This window comes from Chryseobacterium sp. IHB B 17019 (assembly GCF_001456155.1).
In the GTDB taxonomy this organism is placed as follows: domain Bacteria; phylum Bacteroidota; class Bacteroidia; order Flavobacteriales; family Weeksellaceae; genus Chryseobacterium.
In genome coordinates this window covers 2,816,260-2,838,218 of the sequence record NZ_CP013293.1, presented here as the reverse complement: position 1 = coordinate 2,838,218, position 21,959 = coordinate 2,816,260, and the positions used below count along the sequence as shown (strand labels likewise).

17 protein-coding genes are annotated in these 21,959 nt (G+C 36.0%); 8 read left to right on the top strand and 9 right to left on the bottom strand.

Annotated features, from left to right (window positions below; all coding sequences use genetic code 11):
- Both ATE47_RS13070 and ATE47_RS13065 read right to left on the bottom strand, forming a co-directional pair.
- Positions 1-3,138, bottom strand: coding sequence for a hypothetical protein (locus tag ATE47_RS13070; RefSeq protein WP_185097096.1), 3,138 nt, complete (start codon positions 3,136-3,138; stop codon positions 1-3).
- 12 nt (positions 3,139-3,150) lie between these two features.
- Positions 3,151-4,737, bottom strand: a complete 1,587-nt coding sequence (locus ATE47_RS13065) for a T9SS type A sorting domain-containing protein (RefSeq protein WP_062162389.1) — start codon at positions 4,735-4,737, stop codon at positions 3,151-3,153.
- A gap of 384 nt (positions 4,738-5,121) precedes the next feature.
- On the opposite strand from ATE47_RS13065, the gene ATE47_RS13060 reads away from it, so the two are divergent.
- Positions 5,122-6,405 carry an alkaline phosphatase family protein gene (locus ATE47_RS13060; RefSeq protein ID WP_062162388.1) on the top strand — a complete coding sequence of 428 codons (1,284 nt, stop codon included), beginning with the start codon at positions 5,122-5,124 and terminating at the stop codon, positions 6,403-6,405.
- A gap of 64 nt (positions 6,406-6,469) precedes the next feature.
- On the opposite strand, the gene ATE47_RS13055 is transcribed toward ATE47_RS13060, so the two are convergent.
- On the bottom strand, positions 6,470-7,354 hold the full coding sequence (locus ATE47_RS13055; protein ID WP_062162387.1) for an NmrA family NAD(P)-binding protein: 885 nt from the start codon (positions 7,352-7,354) through the stop codon (positions 6,470-6,472).
- An 81-nt stretch (positions 7,355-7,435) separates the two neighbouring features.
- On the opposite strand from ATE47_RS13055, the gene ATE47_RS13050 reads away from it, so the two are divergent.
- A complete protein-coding gene (locus tag ATE47_RS13050) occupies positions 7,436-7,798 on the top strand; it encodes a winged helix-turn-helix transcriptional regulator (RefSeq protein ID WP_062162386.1) in 363 nt (120 codons plus the stop codon).
- A gap of 190 nt (positions 7,799-7,988) precedes the next feature.
- A complete protein-coding gene (locus ATE47_RS13045; protein WP_062162385.1) occupies positions 7,989-9,317 on the top strand; it encodes a carboxylesterase family protein in 1,329 nt (442 codons plus the stop codon).
- A 94-nt stretch (positions 9,318-9,411) separates the two neighbouring features.
- Here ATE47_RS13045 and ATE47_RS13040 read toward each other — a convergent pair whose 3' ends face one another.
- From ATE47_RS13040 to lpxK, 5 genes are all read right to left on the bottom strand, one after another.
- Positions 9,412-10,884 carry an alpha-amylase gene (locus tag ATE47_RS13040; protein WP_062162384.1) on the bottom strand — a complete coding sequence of 491 codons (1,473 nt, stop codon included), beginning with the start codon at positions 10,882-10,884 and terminating at the stop codon, positions 9,412-9,414.
- A 40-nt stretch (positions 10,885-10,924) separates the two neighbouring features.
- A complete protein-coding gene (gene dinB, locus ATE47_RS13035; RefSeq protein WP_062162383.1) occupies positions 10,925-12,025 on the bottom strand; it encodes a DNA polymerase IV in 1,101 nt (366 codons plus the stop codon).
- A 97-nt stretch (positions 12,026-12,122) separates the two neighbouring features.
- A complete protein-coding gene (locus tag ATE47_RS13030; RefSeq protein WP_062162382.1) occupies positions 12,123-12,638 on the bottom strand; it encodes a TlpA family protein disulfide reductase in 516 nt (171 codons plus the stop codon).
- A 104-nt stretch (positions 12,639-12,742) separates the two neighbouring features.
- Positions 12,743-13,558: a purine-nucleoside phosphorylase gene (locus ATE47_RS13025; RefSeq protein ID WP_062162381.1), complete on the bottom strand. Its 816-nt coding sequence runs from the start codon at positions 13,556-13,558 to the stop codon at positions 12,743-12,745.
- On the bottom strand, positions 13,542-14,567 hold the full coding sequence (gene lpxK / locus ATE47_RS13020; protein ID WP_062162380.1) for a tetraacyldisaccharide 4'-kinase: 1,026 nt from the start codon (positions 14,565-14,567) through the stop codon (positions 13,542-13,544). Before lpxK ends, ATE47_RS13025 begins: the two co-directional genes overlap by 17 nt.
- Positions 14,568-14,675: 108 nt before the next feature.
- On the opposite strand from lpxK, the gene truA reads away from it, so the two are divergent.
- The 5 genes from truA to ATE47_RS12995 all read left to right on the top strand — a co-directional run bounded on the left by truA (position 14,676) and on the right by ATE47_RS12995 (position 19,536).
- Positions 14,676-15,410, top strand: a complete 735-nt coding sequence (truA, locus tag ATE47_RS13015; protein ID WP_062162379.1) for a tRNA pseudouridine(38-40) synthase TruA — start codon at positions 14,676-14,678, stop codon at positions 15,408-15,410.
- A 20-nt stretch (positions 15,411-15,430) separates the two neighbouring features.
- Positions 15,431-15,772 carry a hypothetical protein gene (locus tag ATE47_RS13010; RefSeq protein WP_062162378.1) on the top strand — a complete coding sequence of 114 codons (342 nt, stop codon included), beginning with the start codon at positions 15,431-15,433 and terminating at the stop codon, positions 15,770-15,772.
- A 107-nt stretch (positions 15,773-15,879) separates the two neighbouring features.
- Positions 15,880-16,467, top strand: coding sequence for a Crp/Fnr family transcriptional regulator (locus ATE47_RS13005; RefSeq protein WP_062162377.1), 588 nt, complete (start codon positions 15,880-15,882; stop codon positions 16,465-16,467).
- 82 nt (positions 16,468-16,549) lie between these two features.
- Entirely contained in the window at positions 16,550-17,320 is a 771-nt protein-coding gene (locus ATE47_RS13000) for an alpha/beta hydrolase (RefSeq protein WP_062162376.1), read from the top strand.
- Between the two features lie 458 nt (positions 17,321-17,778).
- On the top strand, positions 17,779-19,536 hold the full coding sequence (locus tag ATE47_RS12995; RefSeq protein WP_062162375.1) for an ABC transporter ATP-binding protein: 1,758 nt from the start codon (positions 17,779-17,781) through the stop codon (positions 19,534-19,536).
- An 8-nt stretch (positions 19,537-19,544) separates the two neighbouring features.
- On the opposite strand, the gene ATE47_RS12990 is transcribed toward ATE47_RS12995, so the two are convergent.
- Positions 19,545-21,938 carry a patatin-like phospholipase family protein gene (locus ATE47_RS12990; protein ID WP_062162374.1) on the bottom strand — a complete coding sequence of 798 codons (2,394 nt, stop codon included), beginning with the start codon at positions 21,936-21,938 and terminating at the stop codon, positions 19,545-19,547.
- Positions 21,939-21,959: the final 21 nt, after the last annotated feature.

Genomic DNA, 21,959 nt, shown 5'->3' with positions numbered 1-21,959 from the left:
TTAGTTTTTATAATTGTATTTGAATTCTTTTAATAGCTTGCCTGTCTGGTTTCCTTCTCTGATTTCCATAAGCCTGTTGGCGGTATCATAGAGGTAAACTTCTCTTATTCCTGATGGAGGAGTTATACTTCTTACCCCTATCAACGGATCATAAGTGTAGGTAGTTATTTGGTAACCTGATAAAGCCGTATTGTTCCTGAATGAATCTAATACTGTTAATAATGCTGTTTCGTCATTGTTTCTTCCCGCTGAAGCATCCGTGTTGGAGGCATTAATAATAGTATCAATCATTGATTGTGGGATATCTGATAACTTTGCACCTTCTATTTTAACAATTGGCTGTGTTTGGTTGTAACCCCAGATGATAGTTGTGGGAATCCCGTCTTTGGTGGTGTACTGTTGTAAGTTACCTCTTGAATCATATTTGTCATAAGAAATATCGGTAACTGTAGTATTAATATTCTGAAGATCATAAGATAATACAGAAGTTGGCAATACCAAATTCCCTGTTTGGGATGTAGGAAGTGAAGCTGGATAAACATTCTTATGGCGAGAGATGATCTTACCAGCATCATTTATATCTTTCTTATTTATCAACGTATTTTCTATGGGAAGGGAAATCATATTTTTACTGATCATTAAAGAATTTCCATCTTGGACAGCATATTTAATTTGTTGTACATTGACCGAACCATCAGAAGAAATCGTTTGTTTATTGGTCAATTGAAAATCCGGTGTTCCGCTGTAGGTAAAGTTTTCTGTAGTAACGGCCTCTCTTTGCTGCCCACCTGCATAGAAATAGTCATGGGTTTCTTTTTTAGTAAGATTCGTTGGATAATAATACCTTTTATTGGCCTGGACAGCTGGTCCTGATAAATGAATTTCCGCAGCATAGTCACTATATCTGTTCGGGTTTTCATTATAGGTGTAAATGTTTTTTTTCAACAAAAAGTTTTGATTATCATAGATAATTTCCTGCTTAATTTTCCCTCTCTCTTCACTGGCATCATTTAAATAAATTCCAATATAATTTTTTGCCAGTTCCAGATCATCGGCAAGGCGGAGCGTATTATTCGTATTAATTGCAATATTAGTATCATTAATGTCTGGGTTTGTTGAATAATTAGAAAAATAGGATTCTACTTTTCCTTTATTGGTTTGGAATTCTGTTACCTTACCGTAACTTATCATAGATGATTCCAATAAAGTAGGCATCAATGATGATGACCTCCAGTAAAGGAGTGTTTGAGGAGGGACAAAATCTCCGGCAGGAAGGTTAAGCCGTATTGTATACCTTGGCCATTGGCTTAGAATACCATCTGAATAGGCGTATTCTTTTTTTTGGACTGCGATACCATCAATTTCCTCGGTGATGCTTTTAATTCTGGCTCCTCCTGCAATTCCACTGTATGTCATCAACTGGGGCAGATAAGCATTATTTTTTTTCCTTTCTATCCTATAGTTATAATTGTGTTCTTCAAATTCAAACTTTGTTAAGCCTTTTGTAGGGTAAATTACTTCTTTTAACAAGCCTAATTTGGCAAAATTAAAATCCGGTTCCCGAATAGAAGATGTATAATAGTAGTCACCTGCCGCATCATACTGTTCCTGAGGGATTAAATATTGAAGACTTTCGTTTCCTGCTTTTCCATTATAAAACCCCCAATAATCAATCTGTTTTGTAATTGCTTTTGGAAATACAGTTCCACTCGGAATATCATAATTAAAAATATAGGGATTTTTTCCATTCTCCTTAAGCTGTTTAAGAAAAAGCCTTGGATATGATCCCTGACTTGCAGTGCCTCCTATAAGCTCATAATTGAAAATGAACTGATTGACTTTTTTAGCACCTGAATATAACGTGATTGAATCAACTTTTGTATTTTGTATTCTTTGAAAATATGAAATATCAGTGCTTTCATAATTAAAGGTATAGGGCTGTAAAGATTGCTTAATATTAACATTAAAGCCGTTACCTGTAATATTTTCCAGGATTACTCTTTTAGTTACTGAATATGATTTCTCACTGCCCTGGCAAGCGGTGATTGCTGACAGATGACATTTCATATCCTGTAGGTATAGTTTATTGTAAATTATAAACTGTTTCCTAAGCTGTACCAGATCGCCTATGCCGTGCCAGTCGAAATAGTCTGAACCTCCATTACAAAATGAATCACTTAAGATAGAATCATCTCTATAATTATAATTAACAATCTCCCCATTACTATATTCTATTTTCTTTAAATGCCATGCCGTAATAACCGGCAGGCCTGATTTTGTTTCAGTATTTTGCTGATCGCGGGAAAGATTGATGTTGTATTCTAAGTTTCTAGATTCACCACCAAAATAATAGATATTTCCTCTTGAATCTGTAATTTTTATCTCAGAATATAGCGGCTTACATTGATTAGTAATTGGTTGAATGCTTACATTTGATATATCCACTTTAAAGCCTTTAACATTATCACCAAGCATCCTGATCTGATTATCATTATCAACAAAAAACTTACCGTTGATACCGTTAAAGTTAAAGCTGAAAATATCAGCATCTCCATCATAGGCTGTATATACATCACAGCCCTTCAGTTTATAATCAAGATCACCTGTAAAACCTCCAGTACTGGAGCTTAAATTAAAAATACCTGTATTTGTATGTAAAGGAAGACAGTTCTGCTTGTTTCGTAAACCTACAATCAGCCCATCCTTAGTCTGACCGAAAAGTCCACCCGAGGTAGCGCTTGCTCCTTTTTGGTCATCAGCAATAGATCTTATCTCTCGAGTTATAACTCCTCCCATATTAAGATGCCAATTGAGCCCAACGATATCAGGTCTTTTATTAGGAACAAAGCCTGCAAAATTATATCCTAATGATACTGATATATTATCTCCTAATTGATTTGACTTCATGTTTATAAGTGGGATATCCAGATTAGGTTCACCGATATATTTATTAACAGGAGTATTGCCATATCTCACAAAGTCGCTGGTCTGTGGAGGTTTTATATTTGATAAAACATTATAAGAAAAAGGACTTCTTTCATCCGCTCCATTAGTAATTTGTGAATAGCCAGAAAAAGATACTGACAATAGGAATAATTGTAATATATAAATTATTGGGTTCTTTTTTATGTTTTTCATGTATTATTAGTGTTATTTCTTAATCAACTTGGCGTTAGCTGTTTTATTGGTATCCGTTTTAATGGTAATCAGATAAGCTCCCTGGATTAAAGGCTGGGTATTGATCTTGGTTACCTTGTTTTTGGTTTTCAAACTTTGCAACTGTCTTCCGGACATATCATACAACAAAATATCTGCTTCCTTAAAATCAAAACCTATTTCTACATAAGCATAGTCCGATACAGGATTTGGATAAATCTTAATATCCTGCTTTTCGATCAGCTGATCAATTTGCTTATCTCCCAGCTTTACAATCTTCCAGTTTTCTTTTCCAAGCTCTTCTGCACTGGTTCCTGCCAGAATAATGGAACCATCTCTGTTTAATTTAATATCAGATAACCTTTCCTCTTTTTTTCTGGATTCTCCCTTCACATGCTTTCTCCACTGCTCATTTCCATTCTGGTCTACATAAAGCATCCAAAACGTTTCGTCTTCATTCTCTATTCTTCCTTCTGCCTGGGTGTAACCGCCAAGCAATATCCCTGTGGTAATATCTTGATTCCTGGTTCTTGTATCCTGGCTCTTTGTAATAACACTCATTCCCATCAAAACATCCCTGTTCTTGAAATTATAAGATTTCTGCCAGATTTCTTCCCCTTTTTCATTAAGTGAAATAAGCCAAAGGTCTGTTCCTTCTTCAATTCCCACGGTTTTATTTCCTGATCTCTCCGATCTCGATTCTCCTCCGATTAAAAAGCCTGTTGATGTTAAAGCGAGTGTTCGCAAATGATCGTCACTTTTTCCTCCAAAGTTCCTTTCCCATTCTACCTTTCCGTCTTTGTTAAGTTTAATGATCCAGTAATCTCCTTCACCGAAGTTTTCTGTTTGTTTTGAGGTTGCAGATGAAAGGTTGTTGGTTGCAGCTTTTCCACTGCGTGAATACACTCCCAATAAAGCTCCACCATCTTTGGTAGGAATCATTTTCTCTACTTCATCGAGCCCTTTTCCACCTAATATAATTTGAGAGGCTATGCCTCCGTTTTTATCCAGTCTTACAATCAAAACATCTTTGGAGCCGTAACCTTTTGCTGAGTTTTGAATATTACCCGCAACAAAAAATCCAAAATCCGTGGTTTGAATTACAGCTCTTGCTTCTTCATCTGCTTGAGTACCGATTGTTTTCTGCCACAATTCATCACCGAATTCATTGAGTCTAATCAGCCAAATATCTGAACCGCCTTTGGATTCTTCTTTTTTGTCTAAAGATTTTCCACTATAAGAAGTTCCGGAGAGAAGGAAGCCTCCTTCCTGGGTATTCACCGTTGCAGATAAAAAATCATGGTTCTGCCCTGAGAAATACTTTTCCCAGACTTCTTCTCCTTGCTGGTTTAATTTGACCAAATGATAGTCGTAGCCATTATTTTGTTTACTGCCTGAAGCTTGAAGCTTATCGCTCTGAATTGAGCTTCCTGTAATTAAATACTGCTGGTCAATGGTGGTGGTTACCTGGCTTAAAAAATCCTGGGTCGAGGATTTGATGTCTTTCTGCCAAACCACTTCCTGGGCATACAATATCGAAGCCGTGCATAACAATATTGCACAGAAGTAAAGTTTTTTCATGTTTATTATGAAATGTTAAATATTATTGTATTTAAATGCATATAGAAAATGCACCTGTAGAGTGTAGTTATTCTTATTCGTAAGTTTGTTTTTGTGTTTTAAATTGATACCACAAAACTAAAACTTTTAAATTTCTCCGCCAAGAGATTTTTTTATATTTTTCTTTCATAACACGTTGATTAATATTGTGAAAAGCAAAGCTACAATTGAGAGGCGACAGAACTTGTCGTAATTTTTTATTTACTAATTAATATGTATAACGAATAAAACTGTTCTTGATAATTTTAATTTAACACAAGATATTGTAGCATTATTTAATCCTTTTTTAACCCAGAAAACTTTTCTGAGAAGCTTTCAGAGAGTAACTTTGCCAAAATTTTTATAATGAAGCTTGGTTTACAATTTTTACTGTTAATTTTCTCGTTAACAGTTTTTGGGCAAAAAGGAACAGTTGACACGACGCAGGTTGTTATCCCGAACAGATACAACAGTGTTGAAGCACAGACAAAACCTTATGTGATTATGATTTCGGCAGACGGCTTCCGCTATGATTATGCTAAAAAATATAATGCTGGAAATCTTTTGAAGTTTTCAGATCAGGGAATTCAGGCAAAAGCGATGATTCCCAGTTATCCGAGCATTACTTTCCCTAATCATTGGAGTTTGATTACCGGACTTTATCCTTCGCATCACGGATTGATTGATAATTATTTTTATGATTACAAAAGGAACGAAGCCTATGCAATGAGCGACAGGAAAAATGCAGAAGACGGAAGCTGGTACGGTGGAATTCCACTTTGGGGATTGGCTGAAAAACAGGGAATGGTTTCTGCTTCATTAATGTGGGTAGGATCTGCAAGTGAGGCAGGTGGAAAACGTCCGAGCTATTATTATCCTTATCACGAAAAATTTACACCCTCGGAAAAAGTAGATAAAGTAATCAATTGGTTAAAGCTTCCGATGGATAAAAGACCTCATTTTATCTCATTATATTTTCCGGAAGTTGATGGGAGCGGGCATCATTTCGGACCGGATTCCAAAGAAACGGAAGAAGCAGTGCATTTAGTTGATAAAGCAATAGGAGAGTTGGTACAGAAAGTCAATGATTTAGGATTAAAAAATGTAAATTTTATCTTTGTTTCAGATCACGGAATGATAAAAGTAGATGGCGGAAATCCTTTAGAAATTCCTGAAATACTTTTAAATAAAGATAAATTTGATATTTATAATTCTCAGACTTTATTAAGGGTTTATGTTAAAAACCCGGCGGAGGTTCAAAATGTTTATAAAGAATTAAAAACCAGTAAAACCGGTGAATATGAAGTGTATCTGACTAGAAAATTCCCTAAGTATCTTCATTTCAGAGCAAAAGATGATCAATACAACAGGGTAGGACAGATTCTATTGGTCCCAAAAGCTCCAAAAGTATTTTTACCAAAAGGAAAAACCACTTCGGTTGGAAAGCATGGCTACAATCCGAAATTAGTTCCTGAAATGAAGGCCACTTTTTTTGCCTGGGGGCCTGAATTTAAAAATAACTTTACCATCGGAGAATTTGAAAATATCAATGTTTATCCTTTAGTTGCTGAAATATTAGGACTAAAAATTGATCAGCCGATTGATGGGAAATTAAAAGTTTTAAAAAAAACATTAAAACAGAATAATTAAAGTTTTAGTTAATTAATATCTTTTAAAAATAGGTTTCGGCGAGCCGAAGGCTCGCCGAAACCATTTAAGAATTAAATTTTTCAGCAAACTCTTTCGCAAATTTCTCCAACTTAACATCTCCATCCACAAGTTCCCCATGCTCAACAAAATCTTTTTGCACAACACCTGTTCTTATTCCTCTTCCCATTTCAGTATACATCTCAGCTATTTCCTGTGGAAGACCGGCCTGAAGCATTTCGTTTAATGAATCTTCATCTTTAAACTCAACCCAAGGAAGTTCAGGCTTTCCAATGACATTACCAATAATTTTAGCAATATCAGACGCTTCACGAAGATCACTGACGATATATCTTACATTTTTCCCCTCTATAATTTTTACCAGTTCTTCCGCAGCAGCTTTAGCAATATCAGTTGGATGAACCAATGGAATTTTTATATTCTCAGGGTAATTTGAGCCAATAATTCCTGCACTTTTGATTAAAGGAATATCATTAAAAAAATTAATGTAAAAATATCCGGCTCTCAAAAATGTTATGGAAGTTTTTTCCAGTTCATTGTAGAATTTTTCGATGTAATGCAGCCCTTTTATCGGACCGTTTTCAATTGAAGATTCGGCGCCGGTACTGCTTAGCATTACCACTCTTTTGACTTCTGTTTGCTTAATGGCTTCTGCATAGTTTTTCCCTGCATTAATGGTGTTTTCAATAATGTTTTCAGTTCCCAGACTAGGAGGTGTCATTAAGAAAGCTGCATCTGCTCCTTCAAAAGTTTTAACTAAAAAATTTAAATTCGTAATAGATCCAATAGCTGCTTTTGCTCCCAGCGTTTCAATCTCACTTTTTTTGGATTCGTTGCTGCTGACTATGGTAATATCATGTCCTTCTGCAACTAATTGTTGAGCAAGAGGTTTTGCTACATTTCCTAATGATCCTGTGATTACAATTTTCATAATGAATATTTTTTTATTTCTGAGAACAAAGTTATATTTGTACTTACTTTTATACAAGTACTTACCCTAAAGTATGTAATTATGACAGCAATTAAAGAAAGCTCTACGATCCAGCAGAATAAGAAATATGCACTGGATATGTGCCCTGTAACCTATATTATGGAAAAAATCGGTGGTTTCTGGAAACCCATTATTTTATACCATCTTTCAAATGGTGATAAAAGATATAGTGAACTAAAAAGGGCAATTCCGGCGGTTACAGAAAAGATGTTGATTCAACATTTAAAACAATTGGAAAATGACGGATTGATCATCAGAACGGCAAAACCTGTTGTTCCACCTCATGTAACTTATGAGTTGAGCGAAGCTGGAAAAGGATTGATCCCTGTGATTAATTCAATGGCAGAATGGGCTATGAAAGATATGAACGAAAGTAAATTATAAAACTTTAAATTAATTGCTTAAACACAAATTATGACAAATATTTTTCACCAATAACACGGATGTGTAATAAATTATTTATTTAAATTAAAGCAAAAATTAATGTATCAGTATTTTCGTAAATAATAAAAATTTGTAAATTGTGTTGGAAATAACAGCTTAAAGCCTACGCTTACTGCTTAAAGCAAACCGGATGACCACACAGCAAAATATCGGAACTCATACATTTCAAACTCCTTTTGGAAAAATTTTAGCATTAAAAGAAAACGGTGTTATAAAAGCTAAAAGCATCCGCTATGCCCGTTCTAAAAGGTACAAATCGCCTGTTCCTTTAGAGGTTGCAGAATTCTCCGAGGAAATTATAGATAAAATTCCTGTTTGTCCGCAAAATATCAGTCCGCTTTTGGAAAGACTGATAGGAAAGACTGATATTGAAAGATTTCATCCCGACGAATCTACACAATTCCTGACCATTACCCGCCCCGAAAATCTCAATAAAAATGAAGAACTTCCCGTTGTAGTCTGGATTCATGGAGGCTCTTACGAAATCGGCTGTGGAGATCTTCCAACTTCGGATCCTACGGTTTGGGTAAAAGAACAGAATATTATTGTTGTTTCGGTTTCCTATCGATTAGGGCTTTTTGGTTTTTTGGGTGGTCATGAAAACAGGCCGGCCAATCTTGGTTTATTTGACATTATTGAAGCTTTAAAATGGATTCAGAAAAATATTCAAAGTTTTGGAGGAAGTCCCAAAAATATTACATTGTTCGGACAGTCTTCCGGAGGCGATGCCATTGCCCATCTGATGATTTCTGTAGGTGTTGAAAACTTGTTTCATCGGGCAATTATTCACAGTGCACCACTTGGCTTCCGACACAAAAGACAAAAAATGTCATCTGAATTTTTCCGCAAAACAGAATTTTTAAAAAATGAAGCCGATCCTTTGAAAATGGTAGAAAAGTATGTGAATTTTTTACCTTCTTTCAGCAAATATGGTTTAAAATCTTCAATGCCATTTTGTACACAATATGGTTATCCTCCTTTATGTAGCGAAGAAGAAAGTCTTGAAAAATGGAGGAAAAATGCAAAGAAATATGATGTCTTAATGGGTTTAAATAATGATGAAACCGCTTTCTATGTAAAAACAGCAGAAAAAGGAATTTATACTTATCTGCCTCATAAAATTCTCAATAAAATTGTCCGAAGAACAACAGAATCTATTTACGGAAAGCCGGCAAATATTTTTGCTGAAAACTATGTTTCCGGAGGTGGAAATATTTATTTATTTAAAATCCATTCAACTTTAAAAAATTATATCGGAGCGTCACATTGTTTTGATCTTCCTTTGATTTTCGCCAATGAAATAGCGTGGAAATCTTCGGCAATATTAAAAGATATTCCATGGAAATATATTTTTGAAAATGGCAGAAAAATAAGGTCGCTTTGGGCAGAATTTGCCCGAACCGGAAAGATTTCAGACGATTCTGAGAAACCGGAAATTCTTCATCTCCGAAAAATTTAGTTTAATTTTTAAACACAAATAGCACTAATTTTTTAGCACTAATATCCACGAATAATTATGTCGTTAGTGAAAACATTAGTGCTATTTGTGTTAATTATTCAGCGATCCAAACACTCACATTTCCAGCCGGAACCGGAAATTTTCCCCAACCGTTTTCATCGATTTTTATTTTATCTTCAAATCTGCGGAGCATGTCGTAAAATGTTTTTCCAATGTACTTTTCTCCCATTTCCATAGGTTTTTCGTAAGCATCTTTATTGCTCAAAACTACTGCACAGCCGGAATGTTCATCATCTCCTTCACGGACCCAGCCAAGGCAATTGGCATCCTCAAAATAATCCCTTTGTTCACCGTAAGCGTGATCTTTTCTGGCTTTCAGAAGCTCTTCAATACCGTCAACTTTATCTAAAAATATCTCCTGATCATTTCCTTCCCTGTCTTTGTCGATGTAATGTGCACCATATAAATCGGGGTAAAAAACACATGGATAACCATCTTTTCTCAATAAAATTAAGGCATAAGCTAAAGGTTTAAACCATTTTTCAACAGGCGCTTCAAGATCTTGCAAAGGCTGCGTGTCATGATTGTCAACCAAGCTTACGGAATGAAGCGGATCAGCCTGTGTAAGGCTTCCGTCAAAAATTCTTCTTAAGTCGTAGGAACCTCCTTCTTTTGATGCATTGTGGAAATTATTCTGCAACGAACTGTCGAAAAGGCTCATACAACCTTCTGTCACTTCAATGTACTTCTGGAGCAAATTAAGATATCCGGGAGCCCAGTATTCTCCGACGGCAAAAATGTTTTTTCCTGAGTTGGAACGTAATAAAGTCAGCCATTCTTTGTAAAAATCAAAAGAAATATGTTTTAAAGCATCCAGTCTTACTCCGTCGAAATCTGTTTCATCGAAGTACCACTTTGCCCAGCCATTAAGCTCTTCACGTACGAAAGGATTGCGATGCTCAATGTCATTGTACATCAGATAATCATAGTTGCCTTTTTCATCATCAATCATCTCTTCCCAGTCGGTTCCATATTCATTTTTAATTTTAAAAATATGGGAATCCATTCCTTCAGCATAATCTACGCCGCTGAAACAGGTAAAATTCCATTCAAAATCAGAATATTTTTTTGCACGGCCCGGAAATGTGAATTTTGTATAGGATTGGATTTCTATTTCGTCTGAAATAATTTTCTCCCTGTTCTCTTCATCCACTTTGAAGGCTTTGAAAGTTTCCAGCTCATCACCGCCACCTTTGTGGCCCAGAACAATATCAACAATCACCTTGATGCCTTGTTGTTTTAAGGCTTTAATAGCCTTGAGATAATCTTCTTTTGTCCCGTATTTGGTGGGAATTGTGCCTTTCTGGTCGAATTCGCCGAGGTCAAAAAGATCATAGGCGTCATAACCAATGGAGTGTCCGCCGTTGGCTCCTTTGTAAGCCGGGGGAAACCATACCGATGTGATTCCTAATTCTGCTAAATATTTCGCGCTTTTTTCTGCTTCCTTCCATAGTTTTCCGTCTCCTTCCGAATACCAGTGGAAAAACTGAATCATCGTTTCATTCATAGATTGTAAAATTTGGTCACTACAATTTAGCGAAAAATTTTCAATCCTGATTTTCGAATTCCTTAAACGGTATTTTTAGTTGAACGGAAACTAGCTTTTTTTCTTCTGTATTAAGCTGAGAAAGTGATAATCCTAAAAGCCGGACAGGCTTGTCAAAAGGGCGAAGTTCCCAGAGCTTTTTTCCTGTGGCAAAATATTGTTCCGCGGACGAAAAATATTCTTCTTTGGTAATGCTTCTGGTGAATAATGAGAAGTCTTTATATTTAATTTTTAAAGTTAAAGTTCTGCCGAGGATATTATTTTTCTGTAGGCGATTATGAAGTTCTTCACTTAAGCTCTGTAATTTTTCATTCACCTGTTGTTCGTCGAAAAGATCTTCAAAAAAAGTTCTTTCCACGGCTACACTTTTCTGGATCCGATGAGGTTTTACTTCAGAATTATGAATACCGCGAACAACATTGTAATAATAGGCTCCGGACTTCCCGAAGATTCTTGTAAGGTCTTCAATGGACCTTTTCTTTAAATCTTTTCCTTTAAAAATGCCTAAACTAAACATTTTGTTAGCCGTAACTTTCCCTACACCGTAAAATTTCTCCACGGGTAATTCTTCCAGAAAGCTTTCTACCTTATCGGGGTGAATGGTTTTTTGTCCGTTGGGTTTGTTGATGTCAGAGGCAACTTTTGCCAGGAATTTGTTTACAGAAATCCCTGCGGAAGCTGTAAGTCCGGTTTGTTCAAAAATTTTCTGGCGGATTTCCTTTGCAATCTGATTGGCAGATTCTATTCCTTTTTTGTTTTCGGTAACATCGAGATAAGCTTCGTCCAAAGAAAGAGGCTCTACCAGATCGGTATATTCATAAAAGATCTCACGGATTTTTCTGGAAATCTCTTTGTAGCGGGGAAAACGGGGAGAAACAAAAATAAGATGCGGGCATTTTTCTTTTGCCGTCTTACTCGGCATTGCAGATCGTACTCCAAATTTTCTGGCTTCATAACTCGCTGCTGCCACCACGCCGCGATGCTGTCCGCCAACGGCAATGGCTTTACCCTTCAATGCAGGATTGTCATGCTGTTCTACGGAAGCATAAAATGCATCCATATCAACATGAATTATTTTGCGTATTGAAAAAGGCAAATCCATATCACAAAGATATGGATTCTTGTATTTTATTGTTATGATTTAAAGATTAGGATTTATGTTTAAATTTAAAATCTCAACCTTAGTTTTAATCTTAAATTTATTTCAAAAGCTTATCAATTGTAGCTTGGATTTCCGGGTCTTCCGGTGATATGGCGTAATATTTTGCAATGGTAGATTTTTGATCAATGACCATGTATCTCGGAATCCAATTGAGATCAATATAATTATTAAATTCATTTTTCCAGCCGGAAGCAAACCAATAGTTTTCTTTTTCCTTCATAGTAAATCTTTCAAGACTTTGGTCAAATTTCTCTTTTGAACGTTCCAGTGAAAGGAATACAAAATCAACATTCGGATTATTTTTTTCCAGTTCTTCTGCTTTTGGAAGGGCTTTCAGACAGTCTCTACACCATCCGGCCCAGAAATCAATCACTAAAACTTTTCCTTTATGCTGATCCAGAATTTGTTGTATGGTGATGCTTTTTCCTTCTTCATCTTCCAGCTTTTGATTTAATGCTTCTTTGGAAAAGCTTGTTTTAAGAACTTTTGGAGTTTGTTGTGAACAGCCTAATCCGAAGATTCCCATCATTAAAATTAATAATAACTTTTTCATTTTTCAATTTCATTTTAATGCAAATCTAAACAATGAAACGCAATTTGTGGTAGGTTTCCTCATGAATTAGGAGAAATTTAAGAGATTGAGATTTTCTATGGCGGTTAAGAATAATTTTTTACCAAGCCTTTTACAACATCAATTACATTAGGCATGGCTTTATTGGCAGCATTCAAAACTTCCTCGTGAGAGATGGAATAGGCAATATCCGGTCCGCCAAGATCCGTTATGATGGAAATACAGAAAACATCCATACCCATGTGTTTTGCAACAATAACTTCGGGAACGGTGCTCATCCCCACCATATCGCCGCCGATTGCTTTGATCATGCCATATTCTGCGGGAGTTTCGAAAGTTGGTCCCTGCAAAGCAACATAAACTCCCTGGTGAATTTTAATGTTGTTTTCTTTAGCGACCTGCTCAGCAATTGTGATCATTTTTTTATTGTAAGGCTCGCTCATATCAACGAAACGAGGTCCCAATTCATCAATATTTCTGCCGCGAAGAGGATGTTCAGGCATCATATTGATGTGATCTTTTACGATAGCAATATCGGCAATGCTGTAGTTCGGGTTGATACCGCCGGAAGCGTTGGAAAGTATCAGGTTTTTAATTCCTAAGAGATGAAAAACCCTGATCGGAAAGACAACTGCTTCAATGGAATGACCTTCATAATAATGAAATCGGCCGCTCATCATCAGAACTTTTTTGCCTTCAAGAATACCATAGATTAATTTTCCGCCGTGGCCTACAACGGTTGTCTGTGGAAAATTGGGAATATCTTTGTATTCTAAGGAATGGATAATTTCAACTTCATCCTGCAATTTTCCCAATCCCGAACCCAGAACGATCGCGAAATCGGGTGTTTCTTTAATGATGTTTTTAATAAAATTGGACGTCTGATTAATTTTTTCTAACATAATCTAAGATGATTTGGTTGAATTCTTCCTTTTTATCAATGATTACATTGATAGGCCAGTAGTAAACAATATCTCTAAGATAGTCAAAAGTTTTAAGACGGACGTAATCTTTTTCGGTCGTTAAAATTAATTTATATTCACCCAGTTTTTTATATTCGGCAACGATTTTTTTAATATCATCATCCGTAAAATTATGATGGTCCCTGAATTTTAAATGGGTTACTCTCTGCGAAAATTTTGCCAGATGCTGCAACAGAGGTTTCGGATTTGCAATTCCTGTAATCAGGAGAATGTCATAATAGTTGAGGTTATTATCAGGAAGCATTTTTTCTTTCCCGTATACATTTTCGTCATAGCCGATCGATGAAAAGAAAACCTTTTGCTTGTATGACGGCCTGATTCTCGATATATAATATTGCTTGGTTTCTTCCGTAAGTTCGTCAGGACACTTGCTCACCATAATAATATCCGCTCTCTTTGATCCAGCTCTTGATTCTCTCAGATCTCCGGCAGGAAGCAGGTGGTCTTTAAAGTAGGGGTCATTAAAATCCGTCATCAGGATATTGAATCCAGGTTTTATAGCTCTGTGCTGCATGGCATCATCCAACACCAAAACATCAAGATCCATGTCTGAAATCACTTTCTGTGCTCCGGGAACTCTTTCTTCGGAAACAGCGACTACGAAACGGTTTTTGAAACGTTCAAATAATTGCATCGCTTCATCACCTACCATTTTATAATTGCTTTCATAATTGGTGACGGCATATCCCTTCGTGAGCCTTCCGTAACCTCTGGAAAGGACCCCCGTTCTGTAATGTTTGGCTAAAAACTGGGCAAGATACATTACCATCGGTGATTTTCCGCTTCCGCCCACAGAAAGGTTTCCGACGCATATTATCGGAGTTTTGAATTTTGTTGATTTTAAAATTCCCAGATCATACATTGTGTTTCGGATACCCGTTGCCAAATGATAACCGAGGGAAAAAGGATAAAGGTACCATCTTTTCATACGATTGCAAAAATAATAATTTTTGGACGCTTTGCTTCAATATTCTGAATGAGTTTTCAACAAATATTTCATTAAATTAAAGTATTTTTGTAGAGTTATTTTATCACATTGAGGTATTTTATTGAGTTTTCTTACAACGGTAAAAATTATTTCGGTTACCAAATTCAGCCGAATGCCGTTTCCGTGCAGGAAGAATTGGAAAAAGCACTGTCCACGATTTTAAGGGAGGAGATTAAAACAATGGGTGCCGGAAGGACTGATACAGGAGTTCATGCAAAGAAAATTTTCGCACATTTTGACACGGAAAAAATTTTGGATGATAATCTTTCCCACAAACTGAACAGTTTTCTTCCCCCTGATATTTCGATTAAAAGAATTTTTAGGGTAAAAGATGGTTTTCATGCTCGTTTTGATGCAACCTACAGAACTTATGAATATTATATTTCATTAGAAAAAAATCCTTTTACGGAAGAATTTGCGTGGCAGCATTGGAGAAGGCCTTTGGATATTAATCCAATGAATGAAGCGTGTGAAATTTTATTTGAATATGAAGATTTTACAAGTTTCGCAAAACTACATACCGACAACAAAACCAACCTCTGCAAAATATACAAAGCGGAGTGGGAGCAGAGTGGGAGTGAACTAAAATTTACAGTTTCTGCCAACCGTTTTTTGAGAAATATGGTGAGGGCAATAGTGGGAACAATGGTGGACATCGGGGCCGGAAAAATAAAACCCGAAGATCTCAGAAAAGTGATTGAAAATAAAAACCGTAATTCTGCGGGAACTTCTGCACCGGCGCATGGTTTGTATTTGGTGGATGTGGGGTATGAATTTGAGTAAAATATTTAAATAAAAACATTATGATGTCAATTTTTATTATGATCGGAGCATACAGATATTATGCTGGATTAGCTGAAAGATTCGGGAAAACGAAATGGCAGCTGGGGCTTTTAGCCATTGCAATTTATCTTGGTTTTCAGATGTTATTTCTTTTTTGTTATATAATTTATGAAAGACTTACAAATCCTGAGTTTGTGAGCAATAATAATTTTGGAAGTTTTACATTTGTTAATTTTATAAGCTGGCTGTTTGCAATTGTTGTTGTGTACACATTTCACACCTATCTTGAAAAGAAATTTACAAAAGAACAAATAAAAAAGCCGTCTTTGGAAATCGAGAAAATCGGTAGTGAAGAATTATAATAATGTTGGTGGCTGAGGTTCTCGAAGTCACCATTGATTTTGAATATTGAATGCGGATTCGAGAGCTTCAGCCATCGTATTTGTGATTTAACTTAAAGCTTAAAACCATGGAATCAATAGAAAAACTGGCTTTCGCGCTCAATCATTTCGCAGGTCTTGCGGAAGAAGATTTTAAAATGTCTGAAAATTATTGGCTGCCCAAAAGTTATAAAAAAGGTGATTTCTATAATCTTCGCGGAACGGTTTGCACGTATTTCGGGTTTATTGTGGATGGTGTTTTCCGATCTTACACCATTGACGAAAAAACGGGGGAAGAGAAAAATGTTTTTCTATATTCTGCAAACGGTTTTGTGGTCTCTTTTAAAAGCTTTATCAATCAGATTCCGTGCGATTATCATACACAGGCTTTAACGGATGCTACAATTATTTATATCCGATATACAGATTTACTTTCCCTTTATCAGCAATCGCATCGTTGGGAAAAATTCGGCAGGCTTCTCGCTCAGGAAGCTTTCAATGTTACGATGTCCAGAATCGAAGGGTTTATCTTAAAATCTCCTGAAGAACGGTATTTAGATTTAATAAAACAACATCCTGATATTTTCAATAATGTTCCGCTGTATCATATTTCTTCGTATTTAGGGATTCAGGGACCGTCTCTGAGTAGGATAAGAAAAAGAATTTCAGGGAAATAGCACGATTTTAACCAAGGTTAAAATTATCCTCATTTTATCTCCGCAACTTTGTCTCATAATTAAACCAATAAAAATAAAAATTATGAAAACAAAAACTATCGTATTAATTCATGGGTTATTTGTGAATAATACAAGCTGGAAAGAATGGAAAACTTATTTTGAAGCTCGGGGTTATACTGTACATACTCCTGCAAATCCAGGACACGACGGAGATCCGAAACAATTAAAAAGAAATATTCCTTCTGATTTGAAAAATGTAGGATTTGATGATGTGGTTAATTATTTATCACAATTTATTGATACACTACCTGAAAAGCCAATTATTATCGGTCATTCATTCGGTGGATTGATGGTTCAAAAATTGATTGACATGGGAAAAGCTGTTGCAGGAGTAAGCATCGACGGTGCTCCTCCAAAAAATGTAATGGCTCCTTTTTCTACCGTGAAAGTCGTTTGGCCGGTGGTGAATTTCTTCAAAGGAAACTCTGTATTTTTAGGTTCAAAAGAATGGTATCACAAAGCGTTTTTCAACAATTATTCAAAAGAAGAAAGTGATAAGCTGTACGAAACGGTTGCCGCTCCGGAAAGTAGAAAACTGGCGAGAGATCCGTTATTTAAATCTTCAGCAAAATTAGATTTACAAAAGCTTCATGAACCGTTGTTATTCATCGCAGGTTCCAACGACAATATTTTTCCTGCTGCCTTTTCAAGAAAAATAGCGGGAGCTTATAAAGACAAAAACAGTATTGTCGATTTTAAGGAATTTCCAGGAAGAAGCCATTTTATTGCAGGTGAAAAAGGTTGGGAAGAAGTAGCAGACTATGTTTTAAATTGGCTGAAAAAGGTGATTTAAAATATTATATAGAATTGAAGAGAGACGGCTTGGAGAGTTTGTCTCTTTTTTTATTAAGTGCTTTTGTATTCGAGAGGACAAACTTTGTATTCTACCTCTAAGGTTAAAGAACGACTGCAATCCTAGCCCGGATTGACTCTATAGTTTTAAATTTGAATCGTCGAAACTCGTTCCTCGTTTTGTAGCATTTGTTTGAGCGCATTTTACGGGTTTTTCGGGGCGGCGGCAAAGCCGCCGCCCCGAAAAACCCGTAAAATGGCGAGTGCAGAAAGCTGGAAATAGTTTCTAGTAAACTAATGGGGGAATTTATAATCCAATACAAACAAAAACATATCTATACCATAAATAATATCGATCTGAATTTTTCATCAGGAATTCATCAAGTTGTAAAGGCTGGGAAATTATAAAGTCTTATTTTTGCAGAGAATTTTATTTTAATTCTTTCTTCAATTCGTACAATGAAAAAACAAGATACCTGGGGGATTGTAAAGAGGTTGTTCTTTATCGGAATGAAGTTTCGTTCTTGGTTCATCCTTACTTTAGTAATCTCCATTATATTGGCAATAGTTTCTACTTACAGGCCTTATCTCACCATGGAGGTTGTGGATAATGACATCACAAAGCTTCAGGATAAGGCTTTGATGATGAAACACATCTATATTTTGGTAGGTTTGGTGTTTGCGGAAACGGTCCTGAACTTTTTCCTGGTGTATTTCTCCAATTATATCTCCCAAAATGTAATCAGGGATATCAGGGAAAGGCTTTACAGTAAGCTTATTTATTTTAAGACATCCTTTTTTGATAAAACTCCGATCGGGCAGTTGGTAACGAGAGCCGTGGGAGATGTTGAAACCATTGCAACGGTTTATACAGACGGCTTTTTGATGGTTTTCGGGGATGTCCTTAGAATTATTTTTGTTTTGGTGATGATGTTCAGTACCAATGTTCATCTGAGTTACATTACGTTGGCAATTTTACCTTTAATGGTGGTGATTACAAGGTTTTTCCAGAAAAGATTAAAAAAGGCTTTTGGTGATGAAAGAACTTGGACGGCCAATCAGAACTCTTTTGTACAGGAAAGACTGGCGGGAATGCCTATCATCCAGGTTTTCAACAGACAGGAATCTGAGTTTAAGAAGTTTGATGATATTAATATTACCCTGAAAGGAGCATTATTGAGAACGGTTTTCATTTTCTCATTGTTCTTTCCTGTGGTCGAACTAATTTCTTCACTTTTCATAGGTTTTATCTTATTTTATGGAGGTTATATTACGATCAGTGCGGGTGTTGTTATTGCCTTTATCCAATATATTTCGATGCTGATTCGTCCGTTGAGACAAATTGCGGATCGATTCAACAATATCCAGAGAGGTATTGTAGGTGCAGAAAGGGTTTTAGGATTAATGGATGAAGAAAACTCGATGCCGAATACCGGAAAAGTGCAAAAAGATCACTTTGCCGGAAAAATTGAATTCCAGAATGTTCATTTTGCATACGATGAAAAGCAGGAAGTTTTAAAGGGAATTGATTTTAAAGTAAATCCGGGTGAAACGGTAGCGATAGTCGGAGCGACTGGAGCCGGAAAATCTACGATTATTAGTCTTATTACAAGACTTTATGATATTAATTCAGGGAAAATTCTTATTGATGATATTGACCTGAAAGATTATGAATTGTATAATTTAAGAAGCCACATCGGGGTGGTGTTGCAGGATGTTTTCTTATTCCACGGAAGTATTTTTGAAAATCTTGCTTTTGGGGATGATACAATTACTTTAGATAAAATAAAAGCAGGCGCAAAAGAAATTGAGGTTGATGATTTTATTGAAAGTCTTCCCGGAGGTTATGATTATGTAGTGAGCGAAAGAGGCTCATCTATCTCTTTAGGACAGAGACAATTGTTATCGTTTTTAAGAGCTTATTTATCCGATCCTAAGATTTTAATTTTGGATGAAGCTACATCTTCCATCGACCACGAAAGTGAAAAATTAATCCAGAGAGCAACAGAAAAAATTACCAAAAACAGAACGTCAATTATCATTGCACACAGGCTTTCAACCATTGAAAAGGCTGATAAAATCATCGTAATGGAGCATGGGAAAATCGTTGAAGAAGGAAAGCACCTTGAGCTTTTAGACAAAAACGGATATTATGCGACTTTGTACAAAGCCCAGCTGAGACACGAGGTGGAAATGGAAGAAGAGCAGCAAAATTAATACTGTTCTTAAAACTTAAAGCCTATACTGAAATATACTCTCCAGAAATTAATAATATTATTTTTAGAAACATTAATATTGATAGGTCCTAGAATAGATTCGTATCCCAAATTAAGACCATACCCATAGAAACCTGTACTGTTTTTAAAAGGTGAAAGCTCATCACTTCCTCTTCCATACTGAAAAGAAGGAGTAAGATAAAGATGCTTGTAAATATTATACTGAACATCCATTCTCAGTTTGGCAAAAGAATTTGCGGGTATTTCTTTTTGTCTAAGACCATTAAATTCCGGATTGGTTCCGCTAAAATTGTACTCGCTTCCGCCAAGGTTATATTTTTGATTTAAAAATAAATAAGGACTCTTTTCTTCTGAATCTAAGCCCGAACTTAGACGTACATCTGTATTTTTAGATGAGAAATGTGCTCCCAAAAAAGCATTGGTTCTTATGGCGAGCCTTTTGGTAATTGGAAGAACAAAATTTTCGTTAATTGTGATGCTTAATAGATTTTTTGGAACATTATAATATGAGGTAACCGGATTCAGATATTCATAAAGATACGGCTGTACATTTTCTAAATTATATAATTTGTATTGATCTCCAAAATAATATTTCGTCATAACCTGTAGATTATTTCCGGAGGTTGGATAATATCTTTCGTTCAGATTATTCTGGTTGAATTTAAAAAATATACCAAAATTATTATGCTGATATACCTTATTGTCTGAGCTGACACCTGTTAATACCTGACCTAATTTATCTGTAGAACGATTAATTTTTTCAGTATTATATTCAATTCCTAATGATGCCATTGCATTGGGAACAAGGTTGTAATTAATAGCTGTATTGACGTTGGTGTTTCGGTAAATATAATCAGGGCTGTTGAAACTGCCTGTGTCGTAGTCAAATTCACTACTTGACCGAAGCAGAAAGTCATTACTTTTCAGATGATAGGTGGTTCCTTCGGCACTGATCCACCAGCGTAAACTGTTGTCCAGAAATTTTTGAAACTGCAGACGGGCTTTGAAACGTTCGGAAATATCTATCGTAGCCAGGGCGCGAAACCTGTGTGCAATATTCCGGTAAGTATAGTTTACGATAATACCAACAGACTGTTCATTATCATAATGTAATGCAAGCTTAAAAGCTCCTGCTCTTACCCTTTTTATAAAAGTATTCATGATCAGACCATCCTCAGAATCTGTATAAGTATAATAAACCTTTTCGTATTGCCTCATACCAAAAATTTTGTCAATGGATTCATTTACAGTTTTTGCGTCATAGTATTGCCCCTCGGTTAAGCCCATGACATTTTTAATGCTTTCTATTTCGGAAAGATTATTTAAAGGGGTACCGTTGTCTTCGCTGTATGTGAATTTTATGGTGGGTTTCTTTACTTCTTCAATCAGTTTATGATCATAAATAATTCCCAGCCTACGTTGTTGATCTGCTAAAGCAACAAATTCCGGAATATGTTTTTTAGCTTCCTGTTCGCCAATTTTAATGATTTCTTTATATTTTTTAAAGTCTTTTGTAGTGTAATTATTAAGAGGCGCTACAAAATCAACCAAAATATCCGACATTTTCTTTTGCAGGTTATAATCCTGAACAGAATGAAAGGCATGGGTCTGGTAGATCATTTTCATAGGATTTTCTATTTCCTTTTTTGTGAAAAGTCTGAAGCCTGTGTATCCCCCGATAATATAATCTGCACCCATATTTTTCACTTCTTGTACCGGAAAATTGCGGTCCAGCCCACCGTCTACAAGAAGTTTCCCATCAATATATACCGGAGCAAAAGCAGCTGGAATGGCTAATGTAGACCGTATTGCCAATGGCAGCGAGCCTTTTTTCTGCATGACAAGTCCGCCGTTTACGATATCAGAAGAGGTAAGCTGTACAGGAATGCGGAGCTTGCTGAAATCATTGATATGTTTTGCCGGGAAAGTGAGTGTATTGAGTACTTCAGACATATATTGCCCTTCTATAAAAGAGCTTGGTAATGTAGGCAGGCCGCCTGCAACCGGAAATTCTATGATATATTTATTGTACTCATCTTTCTCGCTGATATTTACCTTATTGTAAGGGATTTTATTACTTAAAACTCTTTTCCAGTCGGTGGAGTAAACTATTTTTTTTAATTCCTCTCCGTTGTAGCCCATGCCGTATAGCCCTCCCAAAATACCACCCATACTCGTTCCCGTGATATAGTCTACCTTTATTCCCAGGGAATCTATAACTTTTAAAATCCCGATATGTGCAAAACCTTTTGCTCCGCCTCCGCTTAAAGCGAGCCCGAATTTTGTGTCTTTAGTTATGATTTTTGTCTCAGTCTTTAGTGAATCTTGTGCAGAAAACAGCATGTATGCAGAAATACATAGAAGAGCCAGAATTTTTTTCATTATAAGTATTTGCCAACAAAA

What these genes read in the sequence shown, in the direction of transcription:
- ATE47_RS13070 (WP_185097096.1), bottom strand. Translation starts at nt 3,138, where the DNA reads ATGAAAAACATAAAAAAGAACCCAATAATTTATATATTACAATTATTC.
- ATE47_RS13065 (WP_062162389.1), bottom strand. Translation starts at nt 4,737, where the DNA reads ATGAAAAAACTTTACTTCTGTGCAATATTGTTATGCACGGCTTCGATA.
- ATE47_RS13060 (WP_062162388.1), top strand. Translation starts at nt 5,122, where the DNA reads ATGAAGCTTGGTTTACAATTTTTACTGTTAATTTTCTCGTTAACAGTT.
- ATE47_RS13055 (WP_062162387.1), bottom strand. Translation starts at nt 7,354, where the DNA reads ATGAAAATTGTAATCACAGGATCATTAGGAAATGTAGCAAAACCTCTT.
- ATE47_RS13050 (WP_062162386.1), top strand. Translation starts at nt 7,436, where the DNA reads ATGACAGCAATTAAAGAAAGCTCTACGATCCAGCAGAATAAGAAATAT.
- ATE47_RS13045 (WP_062162385.1), top strand. Translation starts at nt 7,989, where the DNA reads ATGACCACACAGCAAAATATCGGAACTCATACATTTCAAACTCCTTTT.
- ATE47_RS13040 (WP_062162384.1), bottom strand. Translation starts at nt 10,884, where the DNA reads ATGAATGAAACGATGATTCAGTTTTTCCACTGGTATTCGGAAGGAGAC.
- dinB (WP_062162383.1), bottom strand. Translation starts at nt 12,025, where the DNA reads ATGGATTTGCCTTTTTCAATACGCAAAATAATTCATGTTGATATGGAT.
- ATE47_RS13030 (WP_062162382.1), bottom strand. Translation starts at nt 12,638, where the DNA reads ATGAAAAAGTTATTATTAATTTTAATGATGGGAATCTTCGGATTAGGC.
- ATE47_RS13025 (WP_062162381.1), bottom strand. Translation starts at nt 13,558, where the DNA reads ATGTTAGAAAAAATTAATCAGACGTCCAATTTTATTAAAAACATCATT.
- lpxK (WP_062162380.1), bottom strand. Translation starts at nt 14,567, where the DNA reads ATGAAAAGATGGTACCTTTATCCTTTTTCCCTCGGTTATCATTTGGCA.
- ATE47_RS13010 (WP_062162378.1), top strand. Translation starts at nt 15,431, where the DNA reads ATGATGTCAATTTTTATTATGATCGGAGCATACAGATATTATGCTGGA.
- ATE47_RS13005 (WP_062162377.1), top strand. Translation starts at nt 15,880, where the DNA reads ATGGAATCAATAGAAAAACTGGCTTTCGCGCTCAATCATTTCGCAGGT.
- ATE47_RS13000 (WP_062162376.1), top strand. Translation starts at nt 16,550, where the DNA reads ATGAAAACAAAAACTATCGTATTAATTCATGGGTTATTTGTGAATAAT.
- ATE47_RS12995 (WP_062162375.1), top strand. Translation starts at nt 17,779, where the DNA reads ATGAAAAAACAAGATACCTGGGGGATTGTAAAGAGGTTGTTCTTTATC.
- ATE47_RS12990 (WP_062162374.1), bottom strand. Translation starts at nt 21,938, where the DNA reads ATGAAAAAAATTCTGGCTCTTCTATGTATTTCTGCATACATGCTGTTT.